This is a genomic window from Mucilaginibacter sp. P4_G9, assembly GCF_056400985.1.
Genome location: NZ_JBFUKF010000731.1, coordinates 1 through 1,465 on the forward strand (window position 1 = coordinate 1; position 1,465 = coordinate 1,465).

The following is a 1,465-nucleotide window of genomic DNA, read 5'->3' on the forward strand; positions in this document are numbered from 1 at the left end:
CTTTAAACTCGTGTCAAATGCATTTTGCCAGTTAAGTTTTATTTTGTATAGTGCTATCAGTGTCACAGTTTCATCATAGTAATAGTCTGCAAAAGTAATTTATTGACGCTTGTATTAAAAATATGTTACAACAATGTTAATTTAATTAATCAAAAATAATACCATATATTAAAAGCAATATTGTTGCATTTGATTTATATTTGCAGCATGGATCTTCATAAAAGCTCTGCCCGGTTGGATAGTATTGGAATAACAGCCTCAACTGTATGCGCCATTCATTGCGCGGTAGTGCCATTATTATTTACCAGCCTGCCGTTAATTGGCCTTGGCTTTTTAACGCGCCCGTGGATAGAGTGGGGGATGATTGTTTTGGCGCTGCTGATAGGCGTGTATTCGATAGGTTTATCCTTCCTCCGCAATCATCGCAAGCCAATGCCCTTAATTTTATTGGTTGCAGGTTTTTTTATCATAATAACAGGCCATACTTTTTTAACAGGGGTAACCGAGGGCTTTATTGTGCCTGTTGGAGGGCTAACAATTGCTTTGGCACATTATGTGAATTATAGATATGTGGGTGCGTGCAGGCATGAACCTTCACGTTATAAATAAGTTACCCATGACGTGTTCGACTTTCAAGGTGTAAGGGCCTGTCAGTCTGAGCCTGTCGAAGACTCGCGCGTATAGGCCTTTGCCCGCTATGCTTCGACAGGCTACCCATGACAAGTTGAAAAACGGTAGTCATCCTGAACTTGTTTCAGGATCCCACAGGACAGGTGACCCGCACGAAGTACACTTAGCATGTGGGGTGCCGAAACAAATTCGGCATGACATTGGGGATTAAATCGCTGTCATTCCCCTTTCAGAATTTCGCGAAATTTTACCACTCAGGATGGCGATTGGAATTTAAAACCCAAACTCTCCATACTCTACAACTGCCGAATCGCAAATGTAGGTGGGTACAATGCCCGTGGCAATTATCCGGTTTTCGGCATCAAAAGGCAGGGTATTACCTGATAGCACCAGGACTGTATCCAGCCCAAATTTATTGCCGCCTAAAATGTCGGTTTGCAGGGTATCGCCAACCATAACTATATCTTTTTTGCTGATTGGCCTTTGTTCGCGCAGCAGGTCATAAGCAAACATGAACATCTGCGAATCGGGTTTACCAAAGCGGATAAACTCTTTGCCAACAATTGCTTCAATCATGCTGGCCAAACCACCAACGGCAATGGATACATCGTGCTTGGTTCGTGGATAGGCCCGGTCTGTATTGGCTACAATAGCAGGTATGGTTCTTTTGCGTAAAATATTTACTGCCTTGTTCAGGTCATCAAACCAATCAAAGCCTTCGTCGTCTAAAAATACCAGGGCGTTTACCTTATCAATATTGTCCTCGTTTATCTGGCTTACCGGTAACGTATGCAAACCCGAGCTATCGATATAATGTGCCGAATCGGGTGTACCC

The 1,465-nt window shown here is 42.9% G+C and carries 2 protein-coding genes; one reads left to right on the forward strand and one right to left on the reverse strand.

The annotated features are described in order from the left end of the window. Window positions 1-207 precede the first annotated feature (207 nt). Window positions 208-609 (forward strand): MerC domain-containing protein, encoded by a 402-nt coding sequence (locus AC1DPZ_RS27140; RefSeq protein ID WP_477409382.1) that lies wholly within the window; start codon window positions 208-210, stop codon window positions 607-609. Window positions 610-903: 294 nt separating this feature from the next. Here AC1DPZ_RS27140 and AC1DPZ_RS27145 read toward each other — a convergent pair. Then, window positions 904-1,465, reverse strand: a 562-nt coding sequence (locus AC1DPZ_RS27145) for an HAD hydrolase-like protein (protein ID WP_477409384.1), incomplete at its 5' end; no start/stop codon positions are given.